A 23,350-nucleotide genomic window follows, 5' to 3' on the forward strand; every position below is an offset into this window, starting at 1 on the left:
ATAACTAACCTACTTTCTGCTTTTTAGTTTTGGCCGACTCTTTTTCTTCCCCTTTCTTTCCTTTCCTGCCGGTAGCTTTTTTCATTGGCTTCTTCTGAGATTTGGCCTGATCAATACTTTCTTTAAGAGCAGTCATGATATCTACCACTTCTGGCTCTTCCTCAGTATAGGATACTATCTCTTTACCTTCTATTTTGGCTTGGATCATTTCCTTGAGTGCTTCATGGTAATGATCGGTCATGTCAATTTTATCAAATGGCTTACTCATTGAGTCTACCAGTGTTTTGGCAAGTTTCAACTGTTCTTTATCTGCACCCTTTACCTCATCAAGTTTTGGTACATCTGCCATATCCCTTATCTCTTTAGGGTTCCTGAGCTTATACAGCATAATACCATTACCATACGGTGTAAGCAATACCATATTTTCTTTCTCCCTTAAAACCACACGCCCCACTCCTACTTTTCCCGATTGCTTCAGGGTTTGCATAAGCAAGGCATAAGTTTTGGTCGCAATATCTCCATCAGGTCCAATAAAATAAGGTGAATCATACAAAGTGGGGTGTACTTCATCAGAATTAACAAACCCCTCAATTTCAATCACTTTCGTACTTTTAAGCTTAATTTTCTCCAGGTCTTCAGGTCCAATAATAACATACTGACCCGGCTCGTACTGGTAGCCTTTAATAATATCATCGGCCTTCAGCACCTCTCCTGTTACCTTATCTCTTTTCTCATATTTTACAGGGTTCTTCGTTTCTTTCGATAGTTGATTGAATCGAATACTTTCATTGGAATCTATAGCCGTATATATCCTGATTGGGATAGTTACCAGGCTGAAGCGAATGTGTCCTTTCCAAATAGCTCTCATAACTTGAGGGGTTAAGGGTATGTTAATAACGAAAAGAGCGCTCTGATTGTTTATCACCCCATGTCCGGCCTCAATCGTAAAAAAACAGGTTCCCTGAAGCTTCCTTTTCTGGTGATCATCGAATATTCTACCTCGCAAACCAGTCTGGGTTCAACCCAAACCGTTCTGGCTATATCCACAGGATCTTCATCAATCGGTTTATCAATTTTCTGAAGCCTTGACAGGTTCCTAAACAGTCCTTTGATCATCTTATCATTAAAACCTGTACCGACTTTACCCCGATAAACCAACTTATTATCAATATATTGCCCTAAATGTAAGGCTCCAAAAGCAAACTCCCTATCTCCTCTTCCTTTGGTATAACCAATTATAAGCGCTTCAGCGGTCTTCTTCGACTTGACCTTTACCCAACCGGCACTCCTTTTGCCCGGGTAGTATTTGCTATTACCATCTTTGGCCATGATGCCCTCCAATTGCATTTTTTTAGTGGCCTCATATAACTCTTTACCTTCTTTAACGGCTTCACTCATCCGGTAAGGCATATCTTTCCTTATAGAATCGTGCAGCCATTCTCTACGCCTGAGTAGCGGTTCGTTAATTAAAGGTCTTCCATCGAGATATAGCAAGTCAAACACATAACAGTAAGCAGGGTATTTTTTCGAACTTCTCTCAATTTCAGATGCCCCGGTTCGCTGCATTCTATGTATCACAGTTTTAAAATCAGGTTTTCCGACTTTATCAAAACAAACTATTTCAGCATCAATGACGGCGTTAGTAACCCTAAATGCTTTATCGGCGGCTAAAAGCTCAGGAAACTGCTTATTCAGGTTTTTATGGTTTCTACTCCAGATATTAACTTCTCCTTCATTCACAATGATAATGCTCCGTATACCATCCCATTTAAGCTCATATATATATTCATCACCCATAGGCACCTTGGTTGCCGTGTCTGCCATCATAGGTTCTGCTGGAGTGCTCAGCCAATCTATTTGAGGGGTATCCACACGCTCTAACAGCCACTCCTTTCCCTTCATTTGGTGCATACGATATTCCCCATTGATCTGCGGACTATTGAGTGTAAAGTAAAAACCGTCTTTCTTCTTTTTGCTGATTTCGTATCGACCATTGGCATAAATCCACATCTTACCCCCTCCATACTGCCCTTTGGGTATCTCTCCTTCAAATGTGATATATTCCAGAGGATGATCCTCCGTTTCCATAGCAAGTCTTTTAATTCCAGGCACTGAAGGCAACCCCTTAGGCACTGCCCAGGATTTCAGGACTCCATGTTCCTCTAAACGCAGGTCGTAATGCAGGTGTGAGGCATGATGTCGATGAACCACAAAGCCGGTATCACCCCCTCCACTGAACAGGGCCTTGGGTTCCGGGGTTTTAGTGAAATCACGCTTTTTACTGTATTCATTAAGCTGCTTAGGAGACTTATAATGTTTGTTGGCCTCTAACACTTTGCCCTTGCTTCCAGCCTTTCTTTTTGTATGTAGCTCTACTGCGTAAGCCCCCATGCCTTCCCATGCATCTCCATACTCAAGCACGCGATCGGACGCACTATTGATATCATATGCCTGAGAATTTTCAATATCTTCGAGTTGATCCCAAGATAAAGGCATGGAAACCGGAGCCCCGGCGTAACCTCTCAGGCTATAAGGAGCTACAATGGTCTGGCTGCTTCTATTGCGGTAGATATCAATCAACACTCGGCCCTTTCTGGCGTCTTTCTTGATATTGAGTGTCGCCTCCTTATACTTCTCAACAAAAGGTTGTGCTATGTTCTTTGCTGCTTCAAAGGATTCATCAAAAGTCCATTTAGCTTGTACCGGAGTCAAAATGTGCAGCCCCTTCCCGCCAGTGGTTTTAACAAAGCACTGATAATCGTAAGACTCCAAATGATCTTTAAGGTTAAATGCTAATTCTTTTACTCCCTCAAAATCATATACTTCGGGTGGGTCAAGGTCGTAAACTATATAGTCAGGATGATCATGATGAGGACGCCTGGCATGCATTTGATGTAACTCCAAACACGCCATGTTGGCCAGCCAAACCAGAGAGGCTGCCTCGGTTGCCATAATATAATCCTTCTTTTGCTCGCTACCCAAAGCGACATGCTCCAGCCAATCCGGAGCCCACTCCGGCCTGTTTTTCTGAAAGAATCGCTCGCCCGTAATACCATCAGGGAAGCGGATCAGGGAAAGGGCTCGCCCTTTGATGTGAGATAAGATTGTTGGTGCTATAGACAGATAGTATTTAATAACCTCTGCCTTCACTATATCCTCTTCCGGGTACAAGACCTTGGTAAGGTTTGACAGCTCCAACCGTCGCTTTCCTATTTGTACAAACTGAGAGTCACGTCCCATAGCGTACAATTTAATGTTTTCAAACCGTTTTATCCATGGTTGTAACAAACATCAAACATTTATTGTAGTGTCAAGCATTAACTGACACTATATCTGGTATCCTCTCCTACATAAAAAAAGCGCCCGAGTGGAATATTACCACCCGGGCGCCTTTACAATTCAATATTTAATATGTTATTCCTTAACTACTTTTATTGTCTGGTCAAGGCCATCCAGTTCGCTTTGAACTTTGATAATGTAGATACCTTCAGGAACATTCTCCATATTTATCTTATGCTCTTCAACACCAAATGAGAAGCTCACTTCCTGGTTAAGGTGTACTCTACCCATAATATCCAACACCTGAACAGTAGCCTTACCACCGTCTTCTGAAGCAAATGTAAGGTTTACATGGCTGGTAAACGGATTAGGATAAACCGAAACTTCAAAACCATTAACCTCATTAGGCACATAGTTTTCGTGATCTTCCAGTGCACTTGTTCTTGCTGCTGCTTTGCTTCTGTCGGGGATCAGGTTATAGATACCATCGACATCATAACCATCAGCATTGCCAAAGAAATAAGCCGTTTCAGAAACATCTTTGATACGGATAAATTTGGCTTTTTTCATACCGGCAGAAGCCAGGTCAAACTCTCCATCCTGACATGTAGTACCCAATGAATAGAAATCTGATCCATTTTCTGAAGCGAATACTTCAGCGGTTTCGGGATACCACTCGCAAGGTAAGTTTAGCGGCCCAAATGTACTTTCAAAAAGTTTGAACTCATTACCAGATAAGTCATACATGTAATTATCTAGCTCTAAAGTAATCTCTCCTCCAAATCCAAGACTTACGAAGTTAAAGTAGAAGTTCTCAAGAGGTCGTCCCAAAGCTTTTCCAGGATTGCTTCTTAACCAGTGTACAGGTCTGCGATTTCTTCTTTTACCCTGAACAAATGAAACCACATTTACTGCGGTAAAATCATTGAAGGTAACTTCCTCTTCAAATATAAACCTTGCAGATACGATCATGTGATCTGAAACTGTTGATGCATAGTCACTATCATAGTATTGATAGCCAACTCTGGCTGATCCTTCTATAAACTCATCAGCCAATTCATCAGAGGTAATAATATGATCGATCATATTCTCTCTGAAAACATAAGAACGGAAACCCTGCTCGCTAAGGGGCAAACTTAATAGCTCGTACGATGCTGTATCTGATACATAAACCTCATAAGTAGAAGCCGTGGAAGATACACCATCAGCAACCGTAAAGTCAAGGTCATCGTTATAGTCACCCAACATGATCAGGTTAGCGTCTGCATAATATGTATCCAGAGAGTCCTTAAGAACTTCCACATCATATTTACGCATATCATACCTGCTTTGTGCTCCTGAACTGCCATTAGCTCTGGCATGTACGGCTACAAGGTTTACTCTTTTGGTAACCCCATTGATCGTAACATCAGCCACAAACATGTAAGGCAATCTTCCACTCGCCCAGAACCTGCTTGGAGTATCAGGGTAGCCGGTCAGGTGAGAAGCATCACCACCATTATACAATGGGTGAATAGATTCTAGAAGAACTCTTGATTCAGTAGTATCAGGTGATACGGTAGCTGTATTGTAAATAAAACCAACATGCTGAGCATCTGCACTTCCAGGATAAGAAGTAGCAGAAGACATTACATAACTGTAACCTGGCAATTCACTAATCAGTTGATCAAACAAAGTCAGATCCGTTATCTCCTCTACGGCTATGATATCGGCATCAAGTTGCTGTAAAATAACTTTTACACTGTCCTTCTGAATTGCATCAGAGTTAGGGTTGCCTGCTGCCGGTGAATTGCTCTCATCACCAAACCACTCGATATTCCATGCAGCAACATCAAAGGTTTCAGAAACCGGAATACCCAGATCATCACCTTGAGGCTGATATTTCTCTGCACATGGCATATCTTCTGACTGTCTCGGCAGTAGTTGGTAGATATTCATAAAACGTCCAATTACACCTGTAATAGCGCTACAAGTATCGGGCTGAGCATATCCTACAAGATCTTCTACGTCAGCATCCAAACGAAGCTCGCCTGAACCACTTGCATCCGTAATCGCATAATTTGAGTTGCCGAAAAGCAAGTGCCCTGGCTGAGGGAAAGTAACGTTGGTAACTGTAACTAACTCTCCAGAGTGTAAGCTCATTTCACCAAGAGAGATAACTTTAGGCACAATAGGGCTGTTGGCGGGGCCGTAATTTTCCATTGCAGAAACTCCTGACAGTTGCTCCTGATCGTTGAAAGCTCCACGAACAGCTGTTACTTTTATAGAGTCTCCAATCTGAAAGATCATATCTCCATGTATTGATGCATCGAAAATGGCAATACCTGCCGTACTATCCTGAATATAAGCAGGTCCTCCAAAGTGATCGGTTGCTGTAAGTATACCCAGTATGGTCACTGACTCACCTACTGCTTTTGCACGAGCTTCAGCAATAGTAATTACTTCACCTGGCACGACTATGCCACCACCATTCTCAGCACCGGGTGTCGGAGCTTGAGTTGCAAAAGAAGAAGTATTTCTGGCACCACCAGAGCCATTAGGTACTCTTTGCAGAGACTCATTGTCTTTGTTACCAGCTGCATCTTCATTGAGCTGCGGTTCGCCAGCATTTAAAAGAACCAACAGTTCAGCATCATCGCTATCATTAGTGTCGTAAACAACGGCGTCAATTAGGTTAGCAGTATGTACTAATGTACCTGAAGGGAAATCAGTCGCATCTGCCTGATAAAGTGCTATTGCATCTGCTCCGTTTTGCAAACCGTTGTTTGAGAAAATAAGATCAACATTAGTAACACCTGCATTTCCTAATACAAAGTAACCCTCTGCATTGGTGCTATAACCATCAAGATCTATTGCATTGTAGCTGGCATCTCCATTACCATTATAAAATACAACTACAAGACCGCCCAATGATGAGTTACCAACTCCTCCATCATAAAGTTCTATGAACTCCGCCTCGTCTGAACCAGGAGTATCTACATCAATTTCATTGATAACTATAGTCAAAGGCTCAGTAAGGTTAGTATTTGCTGCTCCCGGAGTAGGCAGAGCTGCATTGTAAGTATCAGTATTTCTTAAGCCTCCCTCACCATTAGGGTAGCGCTGTAATGAGTGACCATCTTTACTACCATACATATCTTCATTTACCTGGGGTTGACTTGCATTAAGCAAAGTCAAAAGCCCGGCATCGTCACTATCGTTGGTATCATAAACAATGGCATCAACCAGATTTGTATCCGTCACTAAAGTTCCTGAAGGAAAATCAGCTGCAGTGCCTAAATACAGCGCTACAGCATCAGCACCGTTTTGAAGTCCATTAGATGGAAATTCAATTGATACATTAGGTACCCCGACGTTACCCAATACAAAGTAACCCTGTGCGTTAGTTGTATATCCTGTAAGATCAAAGGCGTTATAACTCTGATCGTTACTTCCGTTATAAAATACCAGCACCAGACCGTCAAGAGATGTATTTCCCGCACCACCATCAAATAGCTCCACAAATTCCGCCACATCGGTACCTTCTGTATCCGCATCTACCTCGTTGATCACAAGAACAGCAGCAGGTCCGGCCTGAACCTGATTAGAAGCTCGTATAGTATTAATGGCTTCACCAGGTGCAGCTTCTGCGGTAGGGAAGTCTGGCAGACCAGCACCAGAGAAACTATTTCGAACCCAATCACTGCTCATATCCGTATCCTGACCGTCCGGAACCCTGGATGCTCCTCCAACAGTAAATGTAGAACCATCAAAATCAGCTGCCAGTACTGTACCGAGGTAATTGAGATCATCAGCACCACCATCGTATACACCTACAACATCTAATACTGACTCCCAATTTAGGGTATCTAGTACACCATCATCCTCAGGGTCAAGATCATCACCTACTGAACCTGTAAAATTTCTAACTAAAAGAAGAGACAATGAACCATTTTCGAAAGCATTGCTTAAAGTACCGGTAGTCCAAAAACCGGAAGCATCTGTTGTACCTAATTGAATGGCCTCATCAACAATACCTGTAGAGGGGCTGTCTCCTTCTATTTCCAACAACCAAAGGTCACTGTAATCCGTGTTTGCAGCACCAAGTATCTCCACAAACTCATTGGTATCTGACCCGGTATGGTTAAACACGAACTCGTTGATCACAGGGTTGATCACTATTGTACCAAAGCTTTGCCCATCGTTTATGCTGTTGTAACTGGAAGGAGATGGGTTTTGCCAGTTAAAGTCGGTATAGTCGGTCCCTGTACCTGTCAACTGCAATGAGTTACCAATAGCAGTTGATCCACTTTCGCTTACTATAATATCAGTACTAATTTGTCCGTCAGCACTTCCGCCTACAGCGGTAAATGATCCTTCATAGCTTAGAAACTGGATCACATTATTGGCCGCATCTACAAGGACTACTCCATCAGGTGCTCCATTTTGCACACCTGCCTGGTCAAAGAATATGGCTCCATAACCACCTTGTTCATTTGCTATAACCCCCGAAAGCGAAACAGTAGCGTATAAAGCTCCTCCGCTACCATTATAAAATTCCAAGGCCCATCCTGATAGATCGGTTCCTGCGGGTCCTGCAATTTCCACACCCTCCTGGGTATCGGCTCCGTCGTTATCATAATGGATTTCGTTGATAAAAATACTTTGTGCCTGCAAACCAAGGCACACTTGCATCAGCAGAACTATTGATAATAGTCTGTAAAGTTGTTTCATATGAGGCTAGGTTTAAGTTATTGATAATTAGCACAAAGGTATATAATACCTCTCAAAAACCAACAAGGCCAAATGTTAAATTAACTTTATCAAATTGGACTATATACAATAAAATCAAAGGAAGTTTAAAGGAAAATTAGAGCAACATACTTTTAACATATTGATAATCAAACAAAAAATTACCTGTTTCAACCCAAAGATCCGTTAAAGTTATGCACCGATAGCTAGTAGTTATATTACCATAATATTACCACCATCAATGGGCTGTATCCTATATTGCATCTAATTGGCTTAACTTTTAAATTGTTTTTTTCTCTTTCAATGCTGTTGTTATCCTTTAATTTCAACAAATAAAATACCATTATTCTTTCATTGATTAAATCGCTCTTTATCAGTAACTTTATATACTCAATTTGAGAAACAAAATCTCACTTTAGGGGACAATGCGCACTTTCATTTAAAACAAAATGGTATCACAAGTGATTAAACTGTATTGGTAAAGAAATTGTCGGACTATAACTGCGTTTAAACCACCAGATAAATATGGAGTTGGAAGAGCTATTGGTAAACAAGTTGATCAATAAAAGCATTTATCACCCCATATATGGAGAAATTGGGGAAATAAATGGATTTCAAAAACATCAGGATCAGAAATACATCATTTTCAAGGAGAGAAGTGTTGCCAACCTGACGGAAGAACAAGATGTACTTAGGGCAATTCCCTCGAAATTATTTTACTTGCACCTCAAGACAAATGAGTTGAGGGTAAATTTTGGACCTCAATGGATCTCAGATGCCCCAAAATTCACTCAGGAAGAGTTGGATAAGGACCCAGAGAAAGTTCTATCCAAGATCAATGAATATTATAAAAACAATTCTCTCTGGCAAGGCAGCTCCTCTATTAAAAATCAGAAGTAAATTTCCTGCGCCAGCCTGTAAGTATTGGCATGTGCCTCAATAATTACCTTAATATCTTCTGAGTACCCACCACCCATCGAAGCAACCAGTGGAATGTTCAGGTCTTTCGCACTTTGAATAACCAACCTATCTCTATCCCTGCAACCTCCTATGCTCAAGCCAAGCCTTCCCAACTTATCGGTTGACAAGACATCTACGCCTGACTGAAAAAATATGAAATCAGGCTGAATCTTTTCAAGCAGATTTTGCAGATTTACTTCCAAAGTATTTAAATAAAAGGAATCCAGAGTACCATCTGGCAAGGCAATATCGAGATCGCTGTATTCTTTATGTAACGGGTAATTATTTGCTCCGTGCATGCTAAAAGTAAATACCCTATGATCGTTTCTAAATATTTCAGCTGTACCATTGCCCTGATGTACATCAAGGTCCACAACCAGTATTTGTCTGGCTAATAAATTGTTAAGCAAGTAATGGGCTGCAACCGCAATATCGTTCAACAAACAGAAACCCTCGCCTCTATCGGAAAATGCATGATGAGTGCCTCCCGCAATATTCATTGCTATACCATACTCAAGTGCATATAATGCACACTGAACTGTACCCTGAACAATTGTAACTTCTCTATCTACAAGCTGCTTCGAAAGTGGAAATCCGGTCCTTCTAATTTCCGATCTTGTCAAAGACAGGTTCTTTAGCTTTTCCCAATAGACTATGTCATGTGCATTAAGTATGACTTCTTCGTCAGTTTTTCCCGGAGTAAAAAGGTTAGCACTAGTAATGGTCCCCTCATAAAGTAATTGCTCTGGCAACAATTCGTACTTTATCATGGGAAACCGATGTTTCACGGGCAGTGGGTGACTGTAAATATCTGACCAGGCTATTTTTAACATTTTAAGGACTATCTTCCAACATACTAAGTAAGCTTGACATCTGAGGGTTTGCAAAATTCGGCAAGGTGACCTGAACGGTAGTGCCCTGGCCTGGTTCTGAAGATATATGAATCTGCCCTCCAAGCTTTTCTAAAACATTATGAACAATGTATAAGCCTAACCCTGAACCTTCGGAATTCTCAGAAGCCCGATAGAACATATCAAAGATTTTGTTCAGGCTTTCGGCAGGTATCCCTTCTCCATTGTCTTCGATAGTAAGCAACAGGCTTTGTTCTGTTACACCGGCCTTTATTTTAATATATTGGTCAGGATTACCCTTAACCTGATATTTCACGGAGTTGCTAATCAGGTTGTTGAGAACTACCCCCACTCTTACAGGGTCTGATTTAAAAACACAATCTTCATTCACTTCAACTGAAACTTTAATTTTATCAAACCTAACCGGATCAATCTGCTCAATGGCAGTCTCAATCATCTTTTTGATATTAATCTCCTCAATCTGTCCTTTTATTCTGCCGTTTCTAGAAAATGTCAAAAGATCGGTAATGAGCTTATCCATCCTCTTAATACTCGCCTCCACACGTGCCAATATTTTAAATATGTTTTCCTTAGATTTCTCCAGGCCGGCAATATGTATAAGTCCAAGTATGGTACGCAGGGGTGATCTTAAATCGTGGGAGGCATGGTATACGAAGTTATCAAGCTCAAAATTCACTTTTTGCAGCTCAATAAAGTTTTTCTTCTTCTCTGATATATCTTGTATTACTCCTTCAAAATACCCTTCCTTTTGGTTTAGCCGACCTGAAACACTTATCCAAACCGAGTAATTATCTTTTGTTGATATTTTGAGTTCACTATTTTCTATAAACCCATTATTCAGTAAAGATCTCAATAAACTCCACAGATTTTCTGTCTTTTTGAAGTGCTTAAATATAGCATCATGAAATATAGGATCCATATTGAGAATATCCCAGGTCCGTTTATTAGCTTGTATTACCTTACCTGAATGAACATCTATCCTAAAAATACCCACGATGGAGTTCTGGAAGATATTCTGATAGTTCTCCTTACTAAGCTTTAAGGCACGGTTAATCCGTAACTGCTCTATCTCTTCTACACGCACCTGCGAAAGCAAATGGTTAAATCTGTCATAGAGGTTGCCTATCTCTCCCTTTTCATCGTGAGTAATGCTTCGCGAATAGTCATTATGAATGGCAATATCCTCTGCAAAGTCCGCCAGCCGAGTAATAGGCTTTGATATATAACCTTGGAGCTTATTGGTAAAAAAAACTGATAAAAGAACAATAACAGCAAAAATGATTAATAGATAAACTACGTCCTTTCTTACTATCTGACTTACAAGAGATTTAGGCACCAGAAGCAATACCGATCCATAGTACTCCTCTTTGTACTCTACGGCTTTACCAATTTTAAAGTATTGCTCACTATTGAGTAAAAGCATCAATGAGTCAGGGGCAACAGCCTGATCTCCTTTGTAATAAGCAAAAAGTGAACTGTCTTTGTTCAATATATAGGCGTGACTTATCTCAGGTATACTAGCCACCTTTTCAATGATCTCCTGACCACCATTTTGGTCCTCAAAGATCATGGGGCCAACACAATATTCGCTGATCAGTCTGGCTGTAACATCCATTTGATTCAGAACTGCCTTTCGGCTGTTGTAATAGGAGTAATAGCTGTAAAATGAAAAACTTATTAGCAAAGCTGATATAGTCACGGACAAAATAATGGCCGTCAGTTTATTCTTAATGGTTAATTTTTTAAAGAACAACATTATATCTTCTTTATTATTCTGGCAGCTTCTAGCAACCGAAAATCTATATCCAACCCACTGGACTTTGCAGCCGATATGTTTAACTCAAACCGAACCTTATTTTGTTCAAGGTAAAAGTTAATGATCACCCCTTTTTTCGCAAACCCTTGGGTATCCCCAATGGTGAGTATTGGTTTTGACTTTACTCTATCGAGTACCTTATCCAACTCTTTGGCCTGCCCAGTGTTAACAAACAGTATATTGCAATATTCAATATTATCTATTTTGTTAATGACATTTATTTTGACGGGTTTGTTCTTAATGGTCCTGTTCTCATATATATCAAACAAGTATTGATTGATATCTCCTTCCCCAAGAATGGTTATGGTAAAATACTCAAGAGTATCAGTTGTTGGCCATTCTATGAACTTGGAAAACTTCTCCAGCCAAATACTTTTCAGGCGATTTTCACCAATCTGGGCCGGAGCCTCGACATTAAAGAAAAGGAAGCACAGAATAACAGGGCCGTATTTCTTCAAAAAAGACTTCATATGCACAACTCATTGTAAAACAGCATCCATCGTGCTGTGTCAGGCATTCCCCCCTGATTTAATTTACAAACAAATGCTTTGACTTTATCCACTATTGATTCAATAAATTACAGAGATTCCTTTATTTAACTGAACAAAAAGCACTAAAAATAACTTATAAGATAAATAATAATACCTGAATTTACCAACATTTAGCACCTATCTCTCACCCTAACTTTATGCCCTTACCCTTTTCCTGCGGGTAGTAAAAAACAGCATGGTTAGTTGCAATACCCTGAAATACAATGCAATAAACAAAACCAGTGACATACACCAGATAACCAGCAGGTTAAAAAAAAGTGTATCGATATAAGCCCCGGCAAAATGCTTTTGTGGGGCAAAGAATTTTGTTCTAAAATCCAGATAACTATCTGGCTCAAAGTCTTTAAAATAGACAGGATAAATCTTTTGTACCAATCTGTTATCCAGGGCTATTACCCTGTAAGTGTTGTTTGTATTCTGTACAGCAGTAACTACAGCATCATTTTGATAGGTCAATCTTAATGAATCTAATTTTTCAAACCCCTCTGCAGTATTTGCCATTGACTCAATTTTTCTGTTTTTTTCATCCACAGCAGCGTTATACCTGTTCACGTACATTTGTTTCAGCTTATTCAAAAACTCTCCGGTTGAAACATAAACGGCAGAATCAAACTCTTCAAGCTGTAGCTTATCCAAATGAGGAAATTTGTCCTGCCCTACAGCTTCCAATTCCTTACCAATTTCATTTTTCAATAACTCGAGTGACCAACGCATTTTCTTAGACTCTGGTGTCAGTCTTTTGGACATATTATTAAAAACATACGCTAGCTCTGACTCAAGTCTTGGTATATAGTAAAGCTTCTTATACTCGGCATTCGCCGCCGCTCTATCTACAGTGTAGAACTGTTTTTCATACTCATTATCCTTAAACTGCGTAACCATAGCAGCCTCAAAGGCCCAACGAGAGACCATGATCTCCCCTATCAAAGGGACTCCGTCCATGGTACTAACCTTAGGGTTAAACTTGTCAAAGTTAATCACAACGCCGCTCAGCAAAAGCTGTGGTATCAGCAAAATAGGTATTAAAATATAAATAGTTACAGCAGAGTTGAAAGAGGCAGAAACATTGAGACCAAGCAAATTAGCAAAACAGGAACTGCTGAATAATATAAGCCAAAACCTGAACCCCATACCCTCTATCTCCAGAATCCAATTACCAATTAATATAAAAGATGCTGTCTGAATAGCACTAATGAAAAATAATATACCAATTTTTGAAGCCAAATAACTGCTACGACTAAGGTTAAGAAACCTTTCTCGCTTCCTTATTTTTCTGTCCCTGAAGATCTCTTCTGCACTTACAGTAAGCCCCATAAACAAGGCTACAATGATACTCATGAAGAAATAAACAGGAATGTTATCATTTTCAAAAAAAGAATAAGTAGCCTTATCACTCTCTATTGTACCATAATAACGAACTAAAAAAGCCATAAAAAAAGCTAATATAGGTGCCTGAAAAAAATTAATCACCATGTATTGTGTATTAGCAATTTTAGAGAGGATATCACGTGTCATATAAACACCAAACTGTCGAAACCAGTTGGGGATCTCCTGCATTACTTTAATTCGCTCACTGACATGCTGTATCTTAGGAAGCTTGATTTTGTCCCTAAAATATTGGTACCATTGCCCGGGAGATACTTTTCTGGTATTCGTCAAGCGCCCGTATTCATTAACAATTTTGGTCTCAATAATACCAAATATTTGCTCTGCATTAATATTACCACACTCCGGACAGGCACTTTGATTTTTATTAGCAGCATTAATGATTTCCTTAAAATAGGTTACTGCCTCAATGGGGTTACCATAATATATCTGCAACCCGCCTACGTCTAATATAATCAGGCTATCAAACATTTTAAATATGTCTGATGATGGCTGATGAATTACAACAAAAACCATTTTCCCTCTTAAAGAAAGTTCTTTAAGCAGGTCCATAATATTTTCAGAGTCCTGAGACGATAGCCCTGAAGTTGGTTCGTCTACAAATAGCACGCTCGGTTCCCGAAGCAGCTCCAGTCCTATATTTACCCTTTTTCTCTGCCCTCCGCTTATGGTTTTATCCAACGGTGACCCAACCTTAAGGTTCTTTATGTCGACCAGTCCAAGGTTCATGAGCACTTTCTCCACCAGATCCTCAGTCTCCCTTCTGGTGTATTGGCCAAAACATAAGCGAGCGGAGTAATAAAGATTTTCAAAAACGGTAAGCTCTTCTATTAACAGGTCATCCTGAGGTATATACCCAATAACACCTTCAACCTCTTCAGGATGCTTATAAATATCAGTGCCGTTGATCAACACCCGGCCACTTGAAGGTTTTTCTGAGCCATTGATAACACTAAGCAGAGTAGATTTCCCAGATCCACTGGCTCCCATTATACCTATAAGCTTTCCTCCCTGCTCACTTATATTTACATTTTGCAAACCTGCCCGACCACTTTTGAAATGGTAAAATATATGCTCCCCTGTAAATGTTATTTTGCTTTCAACCTGGCCCTGTAAGAATTCGCTTACAACATCACTATAATAAACGGTGTCAATTTTATTTCCTCTAATTGTACTTCCTGTAGGGAAGATGTCAATTTTTCGACTCTTCAGAGGAATACCGTTGAGGGTAAGAACCGATATACCTAAATACTTAATAAAGTAAGTTTCAATATTGGAGAGCCTCAAAATAGCGATCAGACCAGTCAGGTTCTTAGCCACCAGCCTGGGACCATCAAATTCATATTCTCCGGAACCTTCATCAATGATCAACACGTCTTTAGAGGCTAGTTCCTCAAGGTCCTGCCCAGTCACAAATTTACGTAGTGATACCATATCGCGACGGGATATCTTAAGGGCTTCTCCTATATAAAATATAAGATTACCTTGTCTTTCAGATATTTCATTATCAGCAAATACAAGTTCTATGATCTTGATAACCAACACTACCTTCTGTTGCATGGTAAGTGCCTTGTTAACCTGCTTGCTTATCGCCATGATCCTACCCCAATCGCCTACAAACTCAAGGGTATCATGGTCCAGATTAAGGCCTTCTCTTTGCTCAAGACCATTTTCACAACAATACTTATCGAACAGGTTTAAGTAGAATCCTATTGCTTCCTGATTGAGGTGTACAGAAAGAAACTCTTTTATGTTATTACGTTCATCTTCAGTTACCCTTTCTTTGGCAACAATGGCAAATAACTGAATTATAGCTTTGAGAAGTTCCTCACTCATGTATGGGTGTCCTTCGCTTTAAATGTAAAAGGTTAAATAATAAAAGGCTACTTAGCAAAACAATTGTAACCATAATTAAATTTAAAAAAGTATCAATAACTACTTCTTCTTGCGTTTTACTTCCACGCTTTTGAAAAGTAAATCGGCAGACTGCAACACCTTATTTTTTAGGTTTGCAGGATAATCATTATGTCTGTATAAAAATTGTCTGACCTCGTCAACTGCTTTTTCGGAACTATGTCCTACAAGGGTATTATCTAGCCAACGCTTAGGGAAAAATATATCACCTGTCAATTGAATTTCCTGAAGCATTTCAAGACTGGGTTTAATATACTTCACCGAGCTTTGCGATCTCAATGGGTGGTGTAAATAGGCCAGTGCTTCAAGCACCCAAGCTTCATTTTCTCTATTCTTTGCCTCTTTCAGACTTTCAAAAAAAGCATCTCTGACAGCCTCGTCTTCTGATAGTGCAGGCAAAATAAAATTAAACCTTTTCTTTCGATCCGGGTTAGTTATTCTATTACCTTGCTCTTGGAGTAAGCTTTCAACCCCATCAATCTCCCTAATCGCTAATTCATAAGCAAGGCTTGTAAAATCCTTTTCAGATAGAGGAAGTCCATCTAGTTCCATTTCTTCATTCCATATCTTCTTTAATACTAATACACCATTTTCAGATATTGCTATGGACTTTAAAGCGTTAAAATAAGTAGATTTCAAATTGACAGATGTAGCATGCAACATCATATTAAGCAAGATACCCTCTAACTTAGGAGCCAGACTAATACGGCTTTCTTCAGTGAGCATTTTCCAATAAATGGTATGGATTACTCCTGTAATATACTCCGTAATCAAGGTCTCTTCCTCTTTAGGAAGGCTCTCTATAGCCCTATCGATAAGTTTATCAGGTTTTATATGCCCTCTGAGCGAAGCTTCATAAAGATTGATCCATATGGATGCTCTAACCACCGGGTCCTTTATGCTATCAACATTTCTGATTAGAAAATCCTTAGAATCCTTATTCATTTTAAAGTAGCCATACCCCAGTCCACCACCATTGGTAAAAAGATATTCCGGATAGGGTTCCCCACTGAATTCAGGCTCCTCTTTATTCGTAAGCAAGTTTGCATTATAGTACCTTGATGTATCACCATATCCCATTAAAACTTTGAGGTCCTGACGCCACCACAGATCATCATCCATCTCCATTTGGTCATTGGTCGACCATATTTTCATCTCTGAAATATTCTTATTGTCCCAGCTTTCAATCGCGTATTGCACTATAGGCATACCTCCCGATTTTACCCAATGCTTATTCCACCTTTCGATATCAAAAGAAGCATCCTTTGCCAGTATATTAATCAGATCGTCCCATGTGGCATTACCAAAAGCATAGCTATTGAGATATTGCTTCAAACCATTTTGAAACTTCTCATACCCAAGGCTATTTTCAAGCATTCGCATTACAATGGGAGCCTTTTGGTAAATGATGGCTCCATACAAAGTGCCGGCATCTTTAAGATTATCAAGCGTTTGCTGTATAGGGTGGGTACCCATTGTTCGATCTACACTGTAGGCACTTGGATAGTGAGCTGTCAAGAACTGTAGATCATGATTAATCTGAGGAAAGCCAGGATTTACAATTTTCGAAGCCATCAAGTTGGCAAACACCTCTTTTAGCCAAACATCATTGAACCATTTCATAGTCACCAGATCTCCAAACCACATATGTGCTGTTTCATGTGCGATTAACCGGCCACGCCCCAGTTCTTGTTTAAGTGTGGACGACTCGTCGAGCAGTAGCGCAGAAGCATTATACAAAACGGCTCCCGGATGCTCCATACCTCCATATTGAAAAGAAGGAATAAGAATAAAGTCAAATTTTTCAAAAGGCAGGGGCACGCTGGTATAGTCTTCCATCCACTTCAGAGACTTTTCGTGCCAATCAAATATTGCATCAATATTACTGGAGAGTTTTACCGAATCAGTTTCTCGATGATACATGTTCATTACTCTGCCATTAATATTTTTTGCAACCTTTTTAAAGTTGCCCACAACAAACGAGAAGAGATAACTACTGATTAATGGTGTTTCCTCAAACATATATGCCGTTTTTGCCTCTACATTTTTTTGAGATACAACATTTCCATTAGCCACTGCTTTCCATTCGGAAGGAACTGTTAGCGAAAGCTTATATCTGGCTTTTAAGTCCGGTTGATCAAAAAGAGGAAAACACGTGGAAGCACGGTCAGGAACAAATAGTGTATAAAGATAATCCTCATGCCTGTTAAGCGATTGTTCACCAGCATCAAACTGTATATCAACGACATTACGCTTCTTCAGAAAATTAGCAGGTATGACTATATGCTCTTTTTCCCAACGAATATCCACAGCCTCATCATTTACATGTATGACCTTCAATCTTTCAGGGTCAGCATTGAAATCCAGAATGAGATCATCTCTGGTATTTTTCAGGTCAAAAGATATTTTCGCAGTGCTGTGAATGGCATTATCTTTAGTGCGCGGAATATCAAAATGCAGCTCGTAAGTGATATCGTCAACAACCGATTTTCTATGCTGGGCCAATTCTTCTGAAATCCCCGGAACCAAAAGGTTATCACCTTTTTTGGTGCATGAGACAAGTATTGAAAGCATTACGGTGATTGCAAATAATCTAAAATGGCATGGAGTCATACCATAAACATAAAAAATAAATTCAACACTTCGCATTTATTTGAATCAGCCTTTAATTTTTAGTCGCCATCTCCTGGCGAAGGTGCTTATTCCCTGACGCTGTGACATATTTAAACCAGGCTGTAGGTATTTTGTTATCAAGGTGAATATATAACCAAAATACTCCAGATTTGAGATATGTATATCAAAAAATTCGGGCAAATGCTACTAGACTCTTTCAAGTTATTAAGGGCCAATCAACCCCTGCTGTTGGCTGCATCAACCGCTTTCTTTACACTATTTTCTCTTGCTCCTATTATTATCATCATTCTTAATGTACTAAGTCTTTATTTTCAGAAAGAGGAAATATCAGACCAACTTTATAACCAAATTGAAGCTCAATTTGACAATAATACAGCAGAACAGATTCATAACATTGTCAATAACTTTAGAAAGCAGGCCAGCAGTACCTGGATTACTATTGGAGGAAGTATATTTCTTGCCTTCGTTTCCACTACGCTCTTTCATGTAATAAGACAAGCATTTAATCACATTTGGAATATTCGCCTGAAAAGCAAACAAAACTTTGCATACACCCTTAAACATCGGACACAAGCCCTGCTCATCATATTTGTCGGCGGGTTATTATTTGTAGGCTCACTTTTTGCCGATACCACGGTTGCTGTATTGAAAGACTACCTTGACGAGATAATTCCATCTGTAGATGCACCGCTAATAAGAAGTATAAGCATAGTACTGTCTCTTATTGTGGTTACACTATGGTTCGCTATTCTACTAAAGTACCTTCCAGATGCCCAGTTAAAGGGAAAAGATGCCATGATCGGTGGACTCTTTACAGCGGTACTATTCAATATTGGCAAGTATATTTTAGGGAGATTTTTGATTACGGAGAACTTCAATGATATTTTCGGAACATCGGCATCTATCATGCTGCTTCTACTATTTATTTTTTACTCTTCGCTTATTATGTATTACGGAGCAGCCTTTACCAAAGTATACATACAAACCATGAGTAGGAATATAATACCTAAAAAGAATGCAGAATTATATACAGTTTCTGTTGCAAGGGAATAATTAATTTTGTCAATCCTCTGACACAATATGCAGGTATACTCTCATTACATTTGCTCCTTCTAAATATCAGTTATGAAAAACTTACTACTTATACTACTTATCACATCTATGGCCTGTACCAGGCATTCTCCCAAGGAAGCTTCTATCTCTGTAACAGAAAAGGACTCTGTGGCATATCCTGTCCTATTGCAAAAAGCCTTAAAAGCGCATGGAGGGCAGAAACACTGGGAAACTTTTAATACCCTAAAATACGAGGTAAAAACAACACTGGGCACTGAAAAAACAGAAACACAATTGATTGATTTAAAGTCAAGAAAGGTCCTGATTACCGGAAGTGGTTATACCCTGGGCATGGATGGTGCGAATGTTTGGGTTGCTCCTGATAAAGAAGCATTTGGTGAAATGCCTCCAAGGTTTTATCACAACCTTGTCTTTTACTTCTTTGCAATACCATTCGTATTATCAGACCCCGGGATCCAATATGAGGACTTAGGAGAACGATCAATTGAAGGCCAAAACTATAGAGCATTAAAAATCTCTTTTAACGAGGGAATCGGGGACGCAGACGGAGATCTTTACATTGCCCATTTTAACCCTGAAACCTACCAATTGGAGCTATTGCTGTATACGGTGACCTATTTTAGTGGCAAGAAGGATGAGAACTATAACGCGCTCAGATATACAAAGTGGTAAAAAGTGAATGGCTTACTGGTACCAGCAGTAATGGAGGGGCATAAATTTGAAGCTGATAGTATTGGAGACTTAAGGTACAGAGCTGAGTTCTCCAAAGCACTATTCTCAGAAGAAGCTCCTGACCAGTCTTTATTCATGATGCCTGAAAATGCAGAGGTAGATAGTCTTCATGTGCAATAAACCAGGTGCTAAGGAAAAATAAAATGCCGAAACAATTACTGTTCCGGCATTTCCCAATACACCTTGTAAAAAACAAAGTTATTTCGCTATAGTAAACTGGTGATATCCTTCACTCCTATATTTTTATTAATAGTGAAACCTTCACCATATTCAACTCCTATGCTGTGACCTAACTCTTTGGCTCTCGCCTCAAGCATTCTCATAAACTCGGGATTGGAGATAAACGTTTCAGGCTCGCTGCTCTCAGGGTCATGAAACTGAGACTTAAAGGCCTTTATAGCCTGTTTTTTTATAGACCAAAAGCCACTGATATCCACTACAAAATCAGGCTGAATAAAATTACTTTGAATATAATGATACAAGGTTCTCGGACGCCAGGCAGGCAACTCATCTCCTTCTTCATCATTCAACTCAATACGTCTTAAACCCGCCAAAAAACAAGCATCTACGGCCAGCTTTGCCGCCTTACCATGGTCAGGGTGACGATCTGTAACTGCATTTGCCAATACTACATCTGGCTGATACTTTCTCACTACGCGAGCCACTTCCAATTGATGCTTTTTGTCATTTGCAAAAAAACCATCCTCAAACCCTAAATTCTCTCTGATGGTAAGCTTTTGTAATTTCGCAGACTCTCTGGCCTCATGGTCCCTGATCTCTGCACTTCCTCTGGTACCTAACTCTCCTCTTGTAAAATCTACAACCCCTACCTTGTACCCCATAGCTATATGCGCCGCCAAAGTACCAGCACAACTTAATTCGGTATCATCGGGGTGCGCAGCAAATGCCAAAATATCTAACTTCATAAATACCCGCTTTTAATGAAATTTTGACTAAAGTAATCAAAAAACATTAATATGACACGGGATTGCAAACAATCAACGTTCAAACTTTATTTTTTAGCAAAAAACAATAAAAAAGGTTGCCTCAAAAACTTTATTCCAACTACACTTTCCCTGTCAATCTCAAAGTTTCTGAAGCAACCTTAATGGTCAAAATTCAAACAAAACACAAAATATTATCTCCAGGCTACACTCAGACAGTAGTCTGTTATGTCATGATAAGCCAAATGATCATGTACGGAGTATGATAGATCTAGCCTATCACCAGATACGCTACCTTCACCTTCAATGTGAAAGCCTCCTACATCCTGGTTTGGAATATAAAGGTAATTCCCCTCTATATGAGCAATTACATCTATTTCCGCACCATAAAAATTTCTTAGTATCACTGAATTGGGTTCTCCATGTAATGCTACAATCTCGACATGATAATAGCTGTAGCTATCAAAAGTTTCGCTGTATTCCTCTACGTCAAAAACTCCCAAAAAACGGTCTCTTATGTCTACATGCACATGTGGCTCTTCTATTACAGTGAGTTGACAAGATGAAAGAGCAAGCAAAATAATAACTGAGAATAGTAATTGTTTTTTCATAGCCGTAAGTTTTCGTTTCTTACTGGTCTCAAACAATTATGAGGCCAAAACTTGAAAAAATAATTAAATAGTTGAAAAACAGTTACTTAAAAAATAAAACTAATCTTACTTACAGCTTACCATAAACTTCATCATTTAGAAGGAAGTCTCCAGATTCTGTAACCTCTAAAGTAATTTTTGAATTGACATTTTTATTCTTATCGAAGAAATATATGTTATAAAGATAAGGCACCAACTTTTCTTTAAGATCCTCTGCAAACCCCAGATCCACATTAAAGTCCATTGGTAAACGCATTTTTTTACTATATACCCGCACGCCCTGGTTATTAATAACCTTAACCCTATAATCATCTGCACCAAGCCACAGTAATGAAATATTTACAGTAACATAAGGAAGCATTTCATTAGTAGACTGGTCATAGTACTCTCCATATGTAATTTCTCCATGAGGAGCAGGTGGTTTAAGTTTAAAGTCGTAGTTAAGTTTAAAATCATAAGTAGAGTCCGACCTGAAGGGCACAGCATCCTGCCCCTGAGTAGCGACAGATATTATAAAAAAGCATGCAACGCCTATTATTAGGCTAATATATTTTGTCATACTATTAATATAATGAAATAAACTATCCTTTAAAATTCATGTAGAGAACATTAATAATAAATACTCTCCTACACCCTCACAAATGACCTTTATCATGAAAAAATGTGTAATAAAATCAGTATATTATAGTATTAGAGCCTTTAAATTAACATCAAATAAAATGTTCAACCACAAGTTATTTCATGATGCATTATTCAACATACACCAATAATAGAGTAAAAAAATTTGAGGGAGAAAACCAAAAGATATATTGGGAGAGTCATTTAAGACTATTTAAAAGCATATTAGGCAAACCTCAAAAAATCAAAAAAAACAAACACTATCAACGATAAGACTTTTAAAGCTATGGGACATAAAAAAATTCTCGTTCCGGTGGATTTTTCAAAATGCTCAAAAAATGCATTAAAATACGCCATACACATTGGAAAAAGGATGCCTGCTGATTTACAGTTGATGCATGCTTTCAGTGTACCTGTTACTCATGGAGAAATGGGTGCCATCTCAATTGTAAATACCCTTGTTACAGGTATTGAGGAAGACTTGGAAAGTGATTTTGCCAAGTTGACTGAAGAGGTACCTGAGTTAGCAGAAGTAAATTATGAAACAGTGATCAAGCATAATTCCGTTGTCGATGCTTTTATTGCTCAATCAAAGCAATTTCAGCCAGATATGGTTATCATGGGCACTAAAGGGGCACATGGTATCGATGAGGTGGTATTGGGCACTAATGCCTTTGCTGTAACAAAGAACAGTAAAGTGCCAGTATTAGTTATTCCTGAAACTGCCGGATACCGCCCACTTAAAAAGATAGCACTAGCGAGTGATTATAAAGATGTTCATGTTGGCCTTTTTGATCCTCTACTCGATTTAAACAAGGTTTTTGGTGCAGAAATACATATTGTACATATCAGCAAAGAAAAAAATTTAACCGCCGAAGAAACTGAGGAAGCAAAAAAAATGCAACGGTACTTAAAGGATGTCCCTCATCATTATCATTTATTGCAAACTGATAATATTGAGGATGGGTTGAATGGCTATTGCCATGAACATGACATTGACTTGCTCACTCTAATACCACGAAAACACCAGTTATTTGAAGTATTAATGAGAGGTAGACAAAGTAAAAAAATTATATTCCATACAGAGATACCGGTATTGACCCTTCCTTCTTAATGGAATAGCTGCACTGGAGCAAGCGTAATTTTAAGCAGTAAAATGTTTACAGCGATTTGTTCAAAAGGGTTACTT

16 protein-coding genes are annotated in these 23,350 nt (G+C 39.2%); 5 read left to right on the plus strand and 11 right to left on the minus strand.

What is annotated here, in order from left to right:
* Positions 1 to 4: 4 nt before the first annotated feature.
* The 3 genes from ku to JMN32_RS04670 form a co-directional block, all read right to left on the minus strand.
* On the minus strand, positions 5 to 868 hold the full coding sequence (gene ku, locus JMN32_RS04660) for a non-homologous end joining protein Ku (RefSeq protein WP_202855129.1): 864 nt from the start codon (positions 866 to 868) through the stop codon (positions 5 to 7).
* 53 nt (positions 869 to 921) lie between these two features.
* Positions 922 to 3,240 (minus strand): non-homologous end-joining DNA ligase, encoded by a 2,319-nt coding sequence (gene ligD, locus JMN32_RS04665; protein ID WP_202855130.1) that lies wholly within the window; start codon positions 3,238 to 3,240, stop codon positions 922 to 924.
* 174 nt (positions 3,241 to 3,414) lie between these two features.
* Complete coding sequence (locus tag JMN32_RS04670; protein WP_238354354.1) at positions 3,415 to 7,992, minus strand: T9SS type A sorting domain-containing protein; 4,578 nt, start codon at positions 7,990 to 7,992, stop codon at positions 3,415 to 3,417.
* A gap of 543 nt (positions 7,993 to 8,535) precedes the next feature.
* Here JMN32_RS04670 and JMN32_RS04675 point away from each other — a divergent pair.
* Positions 8,536 to 8,910: a hypothetical protein gene (locus JMN32_RS04675; RefSeq protein WP_202855131.1), complete on the plus strand. Its 375-nt coding sequence runs from the start codon at positions 8,536 to 8,538 to the stop codon at positions 8,908 to 8,910.
* Here JMN32_RS04675 and JMN32_RS04680 read toward each other — a convergent pair.
* From JMN32_RS04680 to JMN32_RS04700, 5 genes are all read right to left on the minus strand, one after another.
* A complete protein-coding gene (locus tag JMN32_RS04680) occupies positions 8,901 to 9,803 on the minus strand; it encodes a histone deacetylase family protein (protein WP_202855132.1) in 903 nt (300 codons plus the stop codon). The genes JMN32_RS04675 and JMN32_RS04680 overlap by 10 nt on opposite strands.
* A gap of 1 nt (position 9,804) precedes the next feature.
* A complete protein-coding gene (locus JMN32_RS04685) occupies positions 9,805 to 11,598 on the minus strand; it encodes an ATP-binding protein (RefSeq protein WP_202855133.1) in 1,794 nt (597 codons plus the stop codon).
* Positions 11,598 to 12,128: a YfiR family protein gene (locus JMN32_RS04690; RefSeq protein ID WP_202855134.1), complete on the minus strand. Its 531-nt coding sequence runs from the start codon at positions 12,126 to 12,128 to the stop codon at positions 11,598 to 11,600. Before JMN32_RS04690 ends, JMN32_RS04685 begins: the two co-directional genes overlap by 1 nt.
* A gap of 216 nt (positions 12,129 to 12,344) precedes the next feature.
* Positions 12,345 to 15,431, minus strand: a complete 3,087-nt coding sequence (locus JMN32_RS04695; RefSeq protein WP_202855135.1) for an ATP-binding cassette domain-containing protein — start codon at positions 15,429 to 15,431, stop codon at positions 12,345 to 12,347.
* 99 nt (positions 15,432 to 15,530) lie between these two features.
* Positions 15,531 to 18,083, minus strand: a complete 2,553-nt coding sequence (locus JMN32_RS04700) for a M1 family metallopeptidase (RefSeq protein WP_202855136.1) — start codon at positions 18,081 to 18,083, stop codon at positions 15,531 to 15,533.
* Positions 18,084 to 18,323: 240 nt separating this feature from the next.
* Between JMN32_RS04700 and JMN32_RS04705 the strand changes: the two genes are divergently transcribed.
* From JMN32_RS04705 to JMN32_RS04715, 3 genes are all read left to right on the plus strand, one after another.
* Positions 18,324 to 19,196, plus strand: coding sequence for a YihY/virulence factor BrkB family protein (locus tag JMN32_RS04705; RefSeq protein ID WP_202855137.1), 873 nt, complete (start codon positions 18,324 to 18,326; stop codon positions 19,194 to 19,196).
* Between the two features lie 72 nt (positions 19,197 to 19,268).
* Positions 19,269 to 19,889: a DUF6503 family protein gene (locus JMN32_RS04710; RefSeq protein ID WP_202855138.1), complete on the plus strand. Its 621-nt coding sequence runs from the start codon at positions 19,269 to 19,271 to the stop codon at positions 19,887 to 19,889.
* A 3-nt stretch (positions 19,890 to 19,892) separates the two neighbouring features.
* Positions 19,893 to 20,069, plus strand: coding sequence for a hypothetical protein (locus tag JMN32_RS04715; RefSeq protein ID WP_202855139.1), 177 nt, complete (start codon positions 19,893 to 19,895; stop codon positions 20,067 to 20,069).
* Positions 20,070 to 20,155: 86 nt separating this feature from the next.
* Here the strand turns inward: JMN32_RS04715 and bshB1 are convergent, their stop codons facing one another.
* The 3 genes from bshB1 to JMN32_RS04730 form a co-directional block, all read right to left on the minus strand.
* Entirely contained in the window at positions 20,156 to 20,875 is a 720-nt protein-coding gene (gene bshB1, locus JMN32_RS04720; protein WP_202855140.1) for a bacillithiol biosynthesis deacetylase BshB1, read from the minus strand.
* 212 nt (positions 20,876 to 21,087) lie between these two features.
* The gene (locus tag JMN32_RS04725; protein ID WP_202855141.1) at positions 21,088 to 21,504 is read right to left on the minus strand and encodes a hypothetical protein; all 417 of its coding nucleotides are present in this window, start codon (positions 21,502 to 21,504) and stop codon (positions 21,088 to 21,090) included.
* A gap of 109 nt (positions 21,505 to 21,613) precedes the next feature.
* On the minus strand, positions 21,614 to 22,102 hold the full coding sequence (locus JMN32_RS04730; RefSeq protein WP_202855142.1) for a hypothetical protein: 489 nt from the start codon (positions 22,100 to 22,102) through the stop codon (positions 21,614 to 21,616).
* Between the two features lie 345 nt (positions 22,103 to 22,447).
* Here JMN32_RS04730 and JMN32_RS04735 point away from each other — a divergent pair, with 345 nt between their 5' ends.
* Positions 22,448 to 23,275, plus strand: a complete 828-nt coding sequence (locus tag JMN32_RS04735) for a universal stress protein (RefSeq protein ID WP_202855143.1) — start codon at positions 22,448 to 22,450, stop codon at positions 23,273 to 23,275.
* Positions 23,276 to 23,350 lie beyond the last annotated feature (75 nt).

It is taken from the genome of Fulvivirga marina (genome assembly GCF_016775155.1).
In the GTDB taxonomy this organism is placed as follows: Bacteria; Bacteroidota; Bacteroidia; order Cytophagales; family Cyclobacteriaceae; genus Fulvivirga; species Fulvivirga marina.